The sequence below is a fragment of the Pseudomonas sp. B10(2017) genome (genome assembly GCF_002113295.1).
Classification (GTDB): Bacteria; Pseudomonadota; Gammaproteobacteria; order Pseudomonadales; family Pseudomonadaceae; genus Aquipseudomonas; species Aquipseudomonas pudica.
Genome location: NZ_NEJU01000019.1, coordinates 17,406 through 29,783, shown reverse-complemented (window position 1 = coordinate 29,783; position 12,378 = coordinate 17,406). Strand labels below are relative to the sequence as shown.

General features: G+C 63.7%; 13 protein-coding genes. 9 read left to right on the top strand and 4 right to left on the bottom strand.

The genetic code is table 11. The features are described 5' to 3' along the window. Window positions 1–10 precede the first annotated feature (10 nt). Genes CAF92_RS20520 through CAF92_RS20510 form a run of 3 tightly spaced genes read left to right on the top strand, consistent with a single transcriptional unit; the run spans window position 11 to window position 1,834 of the window. A complete protein-coding gene (locus tag CAF92_RS20520; RefSeq protein ID WP_046616461.1) occupies window positions 11–517 on the top strand; it encodes a hypothetical protein in 507 nt (168 codons plus the stop codon). Window positions 518–529: 12 nt separating this feature from the next. Next, window positions 530–1,303 (top strand): class II glutamine amidotransferase, encoded by a 774-nt coding sequence (locus tag CAF92_RS20515; RefSeq protein WP_013973756.1) that lies wholly within the window; start codon window positions 530–532, stop codon window positions 1,301–1,303. A gap of 9 nt (window positions 1,304–1,312) precedes the next feature. After that, complete coding sequence (locus CAF92_RS20510; RefSeq protein WP_085601777.1) at window positions 1,313–1,834, top strand: DUF2937 family protein; 522 nt, start codon at window positions 1,313–1,315, stop codon at window positions 1,832–1,834. A gap of 134 nt (window positions 1,835–1,968) precedes the next feature. Here CAF92_RS20510 and CAF92_RS20505 read toward each other — a convergent pair whose 3' ends face one another. Further along, window positions 1,969–2,880, bottom strand: a complete 912-nt coding sequence (locus CAF92_RS20505; protein WP_085601776.1) for a LysR family transcriptional regulator — start codon at window positions 2,878–2,880, stop codon at window positions 1,969–1,971. Between the two features lie 128 nt (window positions 2,881–3,008). On the opposite strand from CAF92_RS20505, the gene CAF92_RS20500 reads away from it, so the two are divergent. Genes CAF92_RS20500 through CAF92_RS20485 form a run of 4 tightly spaced genes read left to right on the top strand, consistent with a single transcriptional unit; the run spans window position 3,009 to window position 6,681 of the window. Continuing rightward, on the top strand, window positions 3,009–4,295 hold the full coding sequence (locus tag CAF92_RS20500) for an MFS transporter (RefSeq protein ID WP_013973753.1): 1,287 nt from the start codon (window positions 3,009–3,011) through the stop codon (window positions 4,293–4,295). Between the two features lie 9 nt (window positions 4,296–4,304). Next, window positions 4,305–5,084 carry a 5-oxoprolinase subunit PxpA gene (locus tag CAF92_RS20495; protein ID WP_085601775.1) on the top strand — a complete coding sequence of 260 codons (780 nt, stop codon included), beginning with the start codon at window positions 4,305–4,307 and terminating at the stop codon, window positions 5,082–5,084. Continuing rightward, window positions 5,081–5,767: a 5-oxoprolinase subunit PxpB gene (gene pxpB / locus CAF92_RS20490; protein WP_085601774.1), complete on the top strand. Its 687-nt coding sequence runs from the start codon at window positions 5,081–5,083 to the stop codon at window positions 5,765–5,767. The genes CAF92_RS20495 and pxpB overlap by 4 nt, the downstream gene beginning before the upstream one ends. Then, window positions 5,764–6,681, top strand: coding sequence for a biotin-dependent carboxyltransferase family protein (locus CAF92_RS20485; RefSeq protein ID WP_085601773.1), 918 nt, complete (start codon window positions 5,764–5,766; stop codon window positions 6,679–6,681). Before pxpB ends, CAF92_RS20485 begins: the two co-directional genes overlap by 4 nt. A 114-nt stretch (window positions 6,682–6,795) precedes the next feature. Here CAF92_RS20485 and CAF92_RS20480 read toward each other — a convergent pair whose 3' ends face one another. The 3 genes from CAF92_RS20480 to CAF92_RS20470 all read right to left on the bottom strand — a co-directional run bounded on the left by CAF92_RS20480 (window position 6,796) and on the right by CAF92_RS20470 (window position 10,127). Next, a complete protein-coding gene (locus CAF92_RS20480; RefSeq protein ID WP_013973749.1) occupies window positions 6,796–7,974 on the bottom strand; it encodes a VWA domain-containing protein in 1,179 nt (392 codons plus the stop codon). Between the two features lie 13 nt (window positions 7,975–7,987). Further along, window positions 7,988–8,833: a MoxR family ATPase gene (locus CAF92_RS20475; protein WP_013973748.1), complete on the bottom strand. Its 846-nt coding sequence runs from the start codon at window positions 8,831–8,833 to the stop codon at window positions 7,988–7,990. Between the two features lie 226 nt (window positions 8,834–9,059). After that, window positions 9,060–10,127, bottom strand: a complete 1,068-nt coding sequence (locus tag CAF92_RS20470) for a DUF748 domain-containing protein (protein ID WP_046616456.1) — start codon at window positions 10,125–10,127, stop codon at window positions 9,060–9,062. A gap of 134 nt (window positions 10,128–10,261) precedes the next feature. Here CAF92_RS20470 and cysK point away from each other — a divergent pair, with 134 nt between their 5' ends. Together cysK and CAF92_RS20460 are read left to right on the top strand one after the other, a co-directional pair. Next, window positions 10,262–11,236, top strand: a complete 975-nt coding sequence (cysK, locus tag CAF92_RS20465; protein ID WP_085601772.1) for a cysteine synthase A — start codon at window positions 10,262–10,264, stop codon at window positions 11,234–11,236. 172 nt (window positions 11,237–11,408) lie between these two features. Next, window positions 11,409–12,344: an aspartyl/asparaginyl beta-hydroxylase domain-containing protein gene (locus tag CAF92_RS20460; protein WP_046616454.1), complete on the top strand. Its 936-nt coding sequence runs from the start codon at window positions 11,409–11,411 to the stop codon at window positions 12,342–12,344. The last annotated feature ends 34 nt before the right edge of the window (window positions 12,345–12,378 follow it).

Sequence of the window (12,378 nt, the reverse complement as noted above, 5' to 3'; positions counted from 1 at the left end):
CACGAACACCATGACCGAGAACGACTACACCCTCGCCTGGGGCCTATATGCCGTTGCCGCCCTGGGCTGCCTGATGGTGGGCTTCAAGCTCACCAACTGGATGTGGCGCTGGCTGCGCGAACCGCTGCGAGTGGTGCTGGCAGTGCTGCTGCTGACCCCGACCATCGTCGACCCGGTCAAGGACAGTTTCGCCCCGGCCATTGCCATCACCGCCCTTGATGTCGCCTTCAAGGTTGGCAACAACGCCTGGCGCGCAGTGTCCGACTTCGCCATGTACGGCATGGGGGCCTTTTCCCTGTATTTCCTTTTCGTACTGGTGCGCTTGCCGCTGGAAAAGCGCGCCCGCGAGCGCCGCGCGCGGGCGGAGGCCGCTGCCCAGCGCCAGGCTGCCGAAGATGACCAGCTCGGCGCCCAGGCACCCTTGGCCGCCGAGCGCCGCGACCGTTACCGTGACGCGCCACCTCCAGCCGCCTCTGCCACCCTCCGTGGCGGCGGCCGGGTCGAGCCCCGTCTGTAAGCGGAGACATCTATGTGCGAACTGCTGGGCATGAGTGCCAACGTCCCTACCGACATCGTCTTCAGCTTCACCGGCCTGATGCAGCGCGGCGGCCGCACCGGCCCGCACCGTGACGGCTGGGGCATCGGCTTCTACGAAGGCCGTGGCCTGCGCCTGTTCCAGGACCCGGCCGCGAGCAGCGAGTCGGAAGTGGCCAACCTGGTGCAGCGCTACCCGATCAAGAGTGAAGTGGTCATCGGCCATATCCGCCAGGCCAACGTCGGCAAGGTATGCCTGTCCAACACCCACCCCTTCGTGCGGGAAATGTGGGGCCGCAACTGGTGCTTCGCGCACAACGGCCAGCTGGGCGACTTCAAGGGCCAGGCCAGTTTCTACCGGCCGGTGGGCGACACCGACAGCGAGGCGGCCTTCTGTGACCTGCTCAACCGCATCCGCAGCGCCTTCCCAGAGCCTGTGCCCGTGGAACAGCTGCTGCCGGTGCTGGTCGAAGCCTGTGCCGGCTACCGTGGCCAGGGCGTGTTCAACTGCATGCTCAGCGACGGCGACTGGCTGTTCTGCTTCTGTTCGACCAAGCTGGTGCACATTACCCGCCGGGCACCCTTTGGTGCGGCGCGCTTGAAGGATGTTGACCTGATCGTCGATTTTCACACCGAAACTACCCCCAACGACGTGGTCACGGTGATCGCCACCGAGGCATTGACCGAGAACGAGACCTGGCAGCGCTACGAGCCGGGTCAGTGGGCCCTGTGGCGGCACGGCGAGTGCGTGGCGCACGGCCAGAGCTAAGGACGCGGCATGTTCAGAAGTTACCTGCGGTTGCTGCTGTTCACCTTCGGCCTGCTGGCCGGTATCCAGGTCCCGGGGCTGGTGAAGGACTACAGCCAGCGGGTCGAGGCGCACCTGTTCGAGTCACGCGAAGCGCTCGACGGCTTCCGGCAGACCGCCGAACGCTTCTTCAATGGCGACCTGCAGGCGCTGCTGCGGCATTACCGCAGCAGCGACGACCCGGTGTTCAACAGTGATGCCAACAGCATCGAAAGCCTGATGATCCGCAACGAACTGCTGGAAAACGAATGGCAGGCGCTGCAAGCGCCATGGGCGCAGCGTACCTGGCACGTGCTGGTGCAGGCCGACCCGCAGTTGCGCGAAGAAACCCTCAATGGCTACAGCTACCAGATCCTGCTGGCGCCCGAGGCGGTTGCCTGGGGGCTTGGTGCAGGTTTTGTGCTGGCCTTCGTGGTCGAAAGCCTGTTGCTGGGGATTGGCTGGGTGATCCTGGGCGGGCGGCGCGGGGCGGTGAAAGAGAGCTGGCGCTGATCTTTGCTGTGCCTGTGGCGGCCTTTTAGCGGGTGAACCCGCTCCCACAGGTACTGCGCAGCCCTCAAGACCTGTGGTGACTCTGTGGGAGCGGGTTCACCCGCGAAAAGGCCGCCACAGGCAAAGAAAATCTGTCAGACCAACACAATCCGTTGCCCACCCACATCCCGCGCATACCTCTCCAGCACCTGCCGGCATACCCCGACCACTTCATCCACCAACGCCACCCCGGTCTGCCAGGCCACCACCAACTCCAGGCTCGGCGGCGGTTGCAGCCCCTGCAGCAACACCAGCTCACCCCGGCTCAACTCGGCATCCACCAGCGCCGGCGGCAACGCCCCAATGCCAAACCCGTCGCGCAACAGCCGGGTAATCGCCGCCACCGAGTTCACGCAGTTCAGCCGCGGCGTTTCGGCCCCGGCACTCAACAGCAGGCTCAGCACTTCCTGGTGCGGCCGCGAGTTCTTCGAGAAGGTGACGATGCGTTCCCGCCCAAGCTCGGCCAGTGAAGCGTAGTCGCGGTGCTGGTGCGAGCCGGCGGCCACCACCCAACCCATCGGGTAGCGCGCCAGGTCCAGGCTGCGGATCGACTGCTCGCGCAGCAGGTCGGTCTGCAAGATCACGTCGAGAAAGCCCTTCTGCAATTGCTCCCGAAGGTTCAGTGCAGTGTCGGCCACCAGTTCGATCTCCACCTGCGGGTACCGCTCGGTCAGCTCCGCCACCAGTGCGCTCATCCAGGTGTGGATCACCGTGTCCATCACCCCGATACGGATGCGTCCGACCTTGGCCCGGTCGCTGTCCAGCGACTGTTTCATGGCCTTGGCGGTTTCCAGCATGCGCTCGGCATATTCCAGTACCTTGCCGCCTTCCGGGGTCAGGCTGACGCCGCGTGAATCGCGCAGCAGCAGCTTCACGCCCAGGTCGGCCTCCAGCGCGGCAATGCGGCTGGACACCGAGGCCTGGGTGGTGAACAGCTTTTCCGCGGTCAGGCGGAAACTCTTTAGCCGGGCGACCCAGACGAAGGTTTCGAGGAAGCGAAGGTTCATGATCAGTTTTTCTTGTTCCAGACCGGCGGTTTTTCTCGTTGGACGCAAACGGCGCGGTCTCTGAACAATGGCAGCCAGGCCGCGACTCATTGTCGCCCATAAAACAATACCAACAAGCCGAGGCAAGCATGAACCCCACCGGCGTGCAGCAGCAGGTCAGCTCCCCATCTTCGTCCGGGCCCTTCGCCTGGTATCGCGACATCGACTCACAGCAGCGCCGGACGTTCTGGAGCTGCAAGATCGGCTACGGCCTGGACGGCATGGACACGCAGATGCTCAGCTTCGTCATTCCGACGCTGATCATGCTGTGGGGCATCACCACCACCGAAGCCGGGTTGATCCACACCAGCACCTTGATCGCCTCGGCCGTGGGTGGCTGGGTGGCCGGCATTCTCTCCGACCGCATTGGCCGCGTGCGCACCCTGCAACTGACGGTGTTGTGGTTTGCCTTCTTCACCTTCCTCTGCGGCTTTGCACAGAACTACGAACAGCTGCTGATCGCCCGTACCCTGATGGGCTTCGGCTTTGGCGGTGAGTGGACCGCCGGCGCGGTCCTGATCGGCGAGGTGATCCGCGCCCAGGACCGTGGCAAGGCGGTGGGCATGGTGCAGTCCGGCTGGGCCCTTGGCTGGGGCCTTACCGCCATCCTCTATGCGCTGTTGTTCTCCTGGCTGCCGGCAGAGCAGGCCTGGCGCGCGCTGTTCCTGCTGGGCCTGGTACCGGCGATCTTCGTGATCTTCGTCCGCCGCCTGGTCAAGGACCCCGAGGTATACCGCGAGGCCAAGGCGGTGGAAAACGCCGAGGCGCCTGCGCAGTTCTATGAAATCTTTGCCCCAGGCATGCTCTGGACCACCGTGCGTGCGTCCCTGCTGACCACTGGCGCACTGGGCGGCTACTACGCCATTACTTCGTGGCTGCCGACCTTCCTCAAGAACGAGCGCGGCCTGAGCGTGCTGGGTACCGGTGGCTACCTGGCCATGGTGATCGTCGGCTCCTACGTCGGCTATGTGGTCAGTGCGTACCTGTCCGACCTGCTGGGGCGCAAGAAGAACTTCATCCTGTTCGCCGTAGGCTCGTTCGTCATCGTGCTGCTGTACACGCAAATGCAGGTCAGTGACGGCGTGATGCTGTGGCTGGGCTTCCCGCTGGGCTTCTTCGCCTCGGGCATCTTCAGCGGCATGGGCGCGTTCCTGACCGAACTGTTCCCCACGCGTATCCGCGGTTCGGGGCAGGGCTTCTGCTACAACATCGGCAAGGTCATCGCGGCACTGTTCCCGCTGCTGATCGGCGTGCTCGGCCAGAAGGTACCGCTGGGCCTGGGTATCGGCGTGTTCTCTGCCGTGTCCTACGGGGTGGTGATCGTGGCGGCGCTGAGCCTGCCGGAAACCCGCGGCAAACAGCTGCAGGCGCGTTAAGGTAGGCATATGAACAACGACAACGGAGGCCGTGCGGTGGAACGCCTGCTACTCAATTGCGACATGGGCGAGAGTTTCGGCAGCTGGCGCATGGGCCTGGATGCCGAAGTCATGCCCTACATCGATTGCGCCAACATCGCCTGCGGCTACCACGCCGGCGACCCCGGCATCATGCGCCGTACCGTGGCCCTGGCGCTGGAGCACGGCGTGACCATTGGCGCGCACCCGGCCTACCCGGACCTGGTCGGCTTCGGCCGCCGCTCCATGGCCTGCAGCCCGGAGGAAATCCGCGACCTGCTGCACTACCAGATCGGTGCGCTGGAGGGCATCTGCAAAGTGTTGGGCGGCCGCGTGGCCTACGTGAAACCCCATGGCGCGCTGTACAACGACATGATGGCCGACCCGCTCAAGCTGCGTACCGTACTGGAGGCTGTGGCGGCCTATGGCGGCGGCCTGCCGTTGATGCTGATGGCCACCTCCGACAACCGCGCCGCCCAGGCCCTGGGCGATGAAATCGGCGTGCCGCTGTGGTTCGAAGCATTCGCCGACCGTGCCTACACCGCCAGCGGGCACCTGGTGTCGCGGCGCCTGCCCGGTGCGGTGCACCACGACCCGGCGCTGGTGGTGGAGCAGGCCGTGCGCCTGGCTCGTGGCGACACGCTGGTGGCGGACGATGGCAGTGCACTGACGCTTGCAGCCAGCACCCTGTGCGTGCACGGCGACAATGACAGTTCGGTAGCGGCGGTGCGGCAGATTCGCCAGGCCCTCGATGCCCTGGAGTCGCGATGAAGCCGCGTATTGAAGTTGTGGCCATCGACAGCCTGATGGTGCGCCTGTTCGATTCCATCGACGAGGGCAACATGCCGTGGATGCTTGCCGCCAGCCAGCGCCTGCACGTGGCGTTCGGCGAGCACTTGCTGGACCTGGTGCCGTCCTACACCACGCTGATGGTGCAGTTCGACCTGCCACCGGGTGAGGCGAGGGCATTGATCATCCGTGCGCTGGAGGGCTTGCAGCCAGACACGGGCAGCGGTGGCCGCCGCCATGAGATCCCGGTGTGGTACGACGCCAGCGTCGGCCCGGAGCTGCCGGTGTTGGCGGCCCGCGGTGGCTTGAGTGAAGCAGAGGTGATCCGCTTGCACAGCGAGCGCGAGTACCCGGTGTTCGCGCTGGGTTTTGCCCCCGGTTTCGGCTTCATGGGCCTGGTGGACGAACGCCTGGCCAGCCCGCGCCTGAGCACCCCGCGCAAGCGCGTGGCGGCCGGCAGTGTCGGTATTGCCGAGCGCCAGACGGCGGCCTATCCGGCGGTATCGCCGGGTGGCTGGAACCTGATCGGGCGTACCCCGGTGCGCCTGTTCGACCGTGAACGCGAGGGCTACAGCCTGTTGCAACCCGGTGACCGGGTGCGCTTCGTGCCGGTTTCGCGCAGCGAGTTCGTGGCGTTGGGCGGTGATGTGGAGGCGCAGGCATGAAGCAGCTGAAGATCGAGGCCAGTACACCGCTGTGCCAGTTGCAGGATGCCGGGCGCTTTGGCGTACGCCACTTGGGCGTGACCCAGGGCGGGGCGCTGGACTGGGTGGCGATGCACTGGGCCAACTGGCTGCTGGGCAACCCGTTGACGGCGCCGGTGGTCGAGGTGGCGCTAGGTGGTTTCTGTGTGGTCGCAGAGCAGGATTGTGTGCTGGCCCTGGCCGGTGCCGACCTGGATGCGCGGGTCGATGATCAGTCGCTGGCGCCCTGGTGCAGCTTTGCATTGGCCAAGGGGCAGCGGTTGACCCTGAAACAGCCCAAGCAAGGCGTGCGGGCATACCTGGCAGCACCTGGCGGGTTCCTGGGCGAGGATGTTCTGGGCAGTCGTGCCACGGTCGTGCGGGAAGAACTGGGCGGTATCGATGGCCAGGGTTCTGCGCTCGGCAAAGGCCAGGTGCTGGCATTTGCCAGCGCTTCAGCGACCCTGCGTGAGGTACCAGCAGCGCTGCGGCCACGGTACGCACAAAAGCCAGTGCTTGACCTGGTGATAGGCGCACAGATCGGTGACTTCAGCGGTACCAGCCTGTTCGAGGCGTTCAACCGCGAGTGGACGCTGGACAGCCGTGCCGACCGCATGGGCATCCGCCTGCTGGGGCCGCAGCTGGTCTACCAGGGCGCGCCGATGATTTCCGAGGGGATTCCGCTGGGGGCGGTGCAGGTGCCGCCGGATGGGCAGCCGATCGTGTTGCTCAATGACCGGCAGACCATTGGCGGTTATCCGCGGCTGGGGGCATTGACGCCGTTGGCGCTGGCGCAACTGGCGCAGTGCATGCCGGGGGCTGTGGTGCGGTTCCGGGCGGTGGTGCAGGATGAGGCGTGGCGGGAGCAGCAGGTATACCTGGACCGTTGGCGTTGAGGCTGGCGGCCTCTTCGCGGGTGAACCCGCTCCCACAGGTACCCCACAGGCCTCAAGGCTTGCGCAATACCTGTGGGGGCGGGTTCACCCGCGAAAGGGCCGGTACCGGCAAAATCACTTGGACAGGTAACGCATCCCTTCCTCCAACCCCTGCAAGGTCAGCGGGTACATCTTGTCCTCGATCAAGTCTCGCACCAGGTGGGTCGATGCGGTGTAGTCCCAGGCCTGCTTCGGGTACGGGTTGATCCAGATGATCTTCCTGAATTTCTCCATGAAACGCTGCATCCACACATAGCCGGCCTCTTCGTTCCAGTGCTCCACGCTGCCCCCCGGCTGGGTAATCTCGTAGGGCGCCATGGCCGCATCGCCGACGAACACAACCTTGTAGTCATCGCCGTACTTGTGCAGCAGGTCGAAGGTGGAATAGCGCTCCGAGGTGCGGCGCAGGTTGTTCTTCCAGACCGACTCGTACACAAAGTTGTGGAAGTAGTAGTACTCCAGGTGTTTGAACTCGGTCTTGCACGCCGAAAACAGCTCTTCGCAGACCTTGACGTGGGCGTCCATCGACCCACCGATGTCGAACAGCAACAGCAGCTTCACCGTATTGCGCCGCTCGGGGCGCATCTGGATGTTCAGCAGCCCGGCATCCCGCGCGGTGTGGTCGATGGTGCCATCGATGTCCAGCTCTTCGGCGGCGCCTTCACGGGCGAACTTGCGCAACCGGCGCAAAGCCAGCTTGATGTTGCGGGTGCCCAGCTCCACCTGGTCGTCCAGGTTCTTGTATTCGCGCTGGTCCCATACCTTCACCGCCTTGCCCTGGCGTTTGCCGGCCTCGCCCACGCGGATGCCCTCGGGGTTGAAGCCGCCCGAGCCGAACGGGCTGGTGCCGCCAGTGCCGATCCACTTGTTGCCGCCGGCGTGACGCTCCTTCTGCTCTTCGAGGCGCTTCTTGAACTCCTCGATCAGCTTGTCCAGGCCACCCAGCGACTGGATCTGCGCGCGCTCCTCATCGGTCAGCGAGCGCTCGAACTCCTTGCGCAGCCAGTCTTCGGGGATCAATGCCTCGATATGCCGGTCGAGGTTTTCCAGGCCCTTGAAGTAAGCGGCGAAGGCGCGGTCGAACTTGTCGAAATGGCGCTCGTCCTTCACCAGGATGGCGCGAGCGAGGTAGTAGAACTCGTCCATGTCGGCGAACACCACGCGCTTTTGCAGGGCCTGGTGCAGGTCGAGCAGTTCGCGGACCGACACCGGCACCTTGGCCGCGCGCATTTCATTGAACAGGTTGAGCAGCATGGCCCGGCTCCTGTCAGCGGTTGCCGCGCCGGCTCATGAAGGCCAGGCGCTCGAGCAGTTGTACGTCCTGCTCGTTCTTCACCAGCGCGCCGGCCAGCGGTGGAATGGCCTTGGTCGGGTCGCGTTCGCGCAGCACCGCTTCACCGATGTTGTCGGCCATCAGCAGCTTGAGCCAATCGACCAGTTCGGAGGTGGACGGCTTTTTCTTCAGGCCTGGTACCTTGCGCACGTCGAAGAACACGTCCAACGCCTCGCTGACCAGCGACTGGCTGATGTTCGGGTAGTGCACGTCGACGATCTGCTGCAGGGTAGTGCGGTCGGGGAAGGCGATGTAGTGGAAGAAGCAGCGGCGCAGGAAGGCGTCCGGCAGCTCCTTTTCGTTGTTGGAGGTGATGATGATGATCGGGCGCTGTCTGGCCTTGATGGTCTCGTCGATTTCGTAGACGTAGAACTCCATCTTGTCGAGTTCCTGCAGCAGGTCGTTGGGGAACTCGATGTCGGCCTTGTCGATTTCGTCGATCAGCAGGATGACCCGTTCCTCGGCCTCGAAGGCCTCCCACAGCTTGCCCTTCTTCAGGTAGTTGCGCACATCATGGACCTTGTCCACGCCCAGCTGCGAGTCACGCAGGCGGCTGACCGCGTCGTACTCGTAGAGGCCCTGGTGGGCCTTGGTGGTGGACTTGATGTGCCAGGTGATCAGGCGTGCACCGAACGAAGCTGCCAGCTGCTCGGCGAGCATGGTCTTGCCGGTGCCGGGTTCGCCCTTGACCAGCAAGGGGCGTTCGAGGGTGATGGCCGCGTTTACCGCCAGTTTCAGGTCGTCTGTGGCGACGTAGTCGCGGGTGCCTTCGAACTTCATGGGTCTGTCCTCTGCCGTATGCCTGTCAGGGCCTCTTCGCGGGCACGCCCGCTCCCACAGGAATTGCACAAACTATGGATCTGTGGAGTACCTGTGGGAGCGGGCGTGCCCGCGAAGAGGTCCAACACCTGTTTTCGATTTGTCACCGACTATAACGCGGGGTTCGTCGACTGGAAACGCAGACCAGGTATTCAGTCCCTGAATGCCCCGTCACGGCATTTTGGTCTCAATCCGGCGCGTCACGCTCATACCGCGCATTGAACGCCTGAATGAACCCGTTGCGCAGGATCTGCAGAAACGCCTCGAAGGCGCTGATATCCTGCTTGTGCACGCTACCGCTGAGCTCTACCCGGGTCGCGAACTGGTTCTTTGGCTGGTTCTTCAATACCGTCTCGGTCGCGCCCACCAGCGCTTCCCAGACTGAGCGGAAGAAGCCTTTGTCCTTTTCCTGCACATCCTGCTGCCAGTCGAACACATCCACATCCCGCAACAGTGGCTTGATGTACCCATTCAATCGGCCGTTGGTCGCCTCGGCCTCTATCACCACATCCCCGTGCCCGGCATTGAAGTCGAACTTGCCGTATGCGCTGGCGAAGTCGTTGAGCTTGCGCAACTCGATACCCGTGGCGCGCAGGCGGAACTCGAAGTCGTCGAAATCGCTGAACGGGTCGAAGGTGGCGCGACTTTCCACCTTGGCATCGCCTACGATCAGCGCCGTGCCATCAAAGCTGGCATCACGTCGGCCCTTTTCGTCACGGATGTTGGTGAGGTTGCGAATACTGGCATCGAGCTGAGTGGCCTTTAGGTTGACGGGTGGCTTGGAGTTGAAGTTGCGGAAAGTCAGCACGCCTTTGTCGATGCGAACCTCGTTGAGGGTGATCGGCAGCAGTTTTTCCAGTTGCTGGCGCCAGTCGGTGCCCTGGCCGGTCTGCGAGTTCTGTTTGTTGCCGCCATCGACGAAGTTGAGCTCCGGCCGGTCGAACACCACTTCGGCAACCACTGCGCGGTCGTACCACAAGGCGTGCCAGCTCACCGACAGGTCGATCAGCGGCGCGTCGAGAAATGGCACCGGCACCTTGCCGGTGGTCTTGACGATCTTCAGCCCATTGATCTGGTACGCGCCGCGCCACCAGGCCAGGTCCACATCGGCCACCTGGCCACGGTAGTCGCCCATGTCGGCCAGTTTGTCGTTGAGGTAGTCGCGCACCAGGTAGGGCAGGGCCAGGTGCAGCGCCACCAACAGCACGATCAGGCTGGCCAGGCCGATCAGCGGCCAGCGATAACGGGGTCTCATCGACGTGTCTCCAAGGCGGGATATGCGGTTGACCGCAAGGTGTCTGGCTGAGTTCGAACAGGCTTTACGGGCCCTCGGCCCGGGCTTACCCTTGAGGTCTTTCCCTGCTTTTTTTCATGCCAAGGACTCCTGCCATGAGCCGCATCTTTGCAGACAACGCCCACTCCATCGGTAACACGCCGCTGGTGCAGATCAACCGCATCGCCCCGCGCGGCGTGACCATCCTGGCCAAGATCGAAGGGCGCAACCCGGGCTATTCGGTCAAATGCCGCATCGGCGCGAACATGGTCTGGGACGCCGAAAGCAGCGGCAAGCTCAAGCCGGGCATGACCATCGTCGAACCGACCTCGGGCAACACCGGCATCGGCCTGGCCTTCGTCGCCGCCGCCCGTGGCTACAAGCTGATGCTGACCATGCCCGCCTCCATGAGCCTGGAGCGCCGGAAGGTGCTGAAGGCGTTGGGTGCCGAGTTGGTGCTGACCGACCCGGCCAAGGGCATGAAGGGCGCCATCGAGAAGGCCAACGAAATCGTCGCCTCCGACCCAGCCCGGTACTTCCTGCCGGGCCAGTTCGAAAACCCGGCCAACCCGGCGATCCACGAAAAAACCACCGGCCCGGAAATCTGGAACGACACAGACGGCGCGGTCGACGTGCTGGTGGCTGGCGTCGGCACCGGCGGCACCATCACTGGTGTTTCGCGCTACATCAAGCATACGCAGGGCAAGGCGATCCTGTCGGTGGCGGTGGAACCCGTGGCATCGCCGCTGATCAGCCAGACCCTGGCCGGCGAAGAGCTCAAGCCTAGCCCGCACAAGATCCAGGGCATCGGCGCCGGCTTCGTGCCGAAGAACCTCGACCTGTCGATTGTCGACCAGGTGGAAACGGTGACCGACGAAGAGGCCAAGGCCATGGCCATCCGCTTGATGCAGGAAGAGGGCATTCTCTGTGGCATTTCCTGTGGTGCGGCGATGGCGGCGGCCGTGCGCCTGGCCGAAAAGCCGGAAATGCAGGGCAAGACCATCGTCGTGATTCTGCCGGATTCCGGCGAGCGCTACTTGTCGAGCATGCTGTTCAGCGACATGTTCAGCGAGCAGGAAAACCAGCAGTAATGGCCTTGCCGCTGATCCCGCGCAACGTTCGGCGGCTTGGTTTATTGCAAAATCTTCATGATTGAGTTGCTGCCCGGGCTGTTTTTACCCTGGCAGCATCAGTTTATGATGGCAGGATGATTTATCGGAGTGCAGGGCGCGCAGCCTTGTTTCTTCCTCAAGGAGTGAAAGCATGACCTTTTCCTTTGCAGCCAAGGCGGGTGTCTTGCTGGTGTTTTTTGGCAGCGTGCTGTTCGTGCACCTGCGCGGCAAGGCTCGCTTGCCGGTGTTGCGCCAGTTCGTCAACCATTCTGCGCTGTTCGCCCCTTATAACAGCCTGATGTACCTGTTCTCCGGCGTACCGTCCAAGCCATACCTGGACCGCCAGCGCTTTCCCGAGCTGGACGTGCTGAAGGACAACTGGCAGGAAATCCGCGAGGAGGCCATGCGCCTGTTCGACGAGGGCTACATCCGCGCCGCCGAGAAGGATAACGACGCCGGCTTCGGTTCGTTCTTCAAGAAAGGCTGGAAGCGCTTTTACCTGAAGTGGTACGACAAACCGTTGCCTTCTGCCGAGGCCCTGTGCCCGCGTACCGTCGAGCTGGTCAGCAGCATCCCCAATGTCAAGGGTGCGATGTTCGCCCTGCTGCCTGGCGGCAGCCACCTGAACCCGCACCGCGACCCGTTCGCCGGTTCCCTGCGCTACCACCTTGGCCTGTCCACCCCCAACTCCGATGCTTGCCGCATCTACGTTGATGGCGAGGAATATGCCTGGCGTGACGGTGAGGACGTGATGTTCGATGAAACCTACGTGCACTGGGTCAAGAACGAGACCGACGTTACCCGGGTGATCCTGTTCTGCGACATCGAACGCCCGCTGAGCAGCCCGCTGATGACTCGCATCAACCGCCAGGTCAGCGCCTTCCTCGGGCGTGCCACCGCGCCGCAGAATACCGATGACGAGCGTGTTGGCGGGATCAACCAGGCGTATGCCTGGAGCAAGCGCTTCAGTAACCGGATCAGTGGCCAGGTGAAGCAGTTCAAGCGCGCCAACCCAAAGGCCTACCGCGTGCTGCGGCCGGTGCTGGCGGTGGTGGTGGCGTATCTGCTGTATCGCTGGTTGTTCTGATTCTGCCTGTTGGGGCTGCCAAGCAGCCCCTTTG